This is a genomic window from Peribacillus sp. SIMBA_075, assembly GCF_046534585.1.
In genome coordinates this window covers 1-277 of the sequence record NZ_JAWRYN010000483.1, presented here as the reverse complement: position 1 = coordinate 277, position 277 = coordinate 1, and the positions used below count along the sequence as shown (strand labels likewise).

The following is a 277-nucleotide window of genomic DNA, read 5'->3' as shown; positions in this document are numbered from 1 at the left end:
CTACGAAAATACTTCCTTCTAATGCGTAGTTTACTTTACCATCTATACCCCATGCAATTGTTGTTAATAGGCCGTGCTCAGAAGCTACTGCTTTTTCTCCTGTGTTCATTAACATGAAGCAACCAGTTCCGTACGTGTTCTTCGCCATACCTTCACCGAAACAAGCTTGTCCAAATAATGCTGCTTGTTGGTCACCAGCTACACCTGCAATCGGTATATTTTGACCGAAGAAGTGATAATCAATTGTTTCTCCATATATTTCAGATGATGGACGTAC

Annotated in this window: 1 pseudogene; it reads right to left on the bottom strand. The window is 40.8% G+C overall.

Features of this window, described 5'->3' with window-relative positions:
* A pseudogene (locus tag SB775_RS29095) lies at positions 1–277 on the bottom strand (glycerol kinase); the annotation flags it as partial.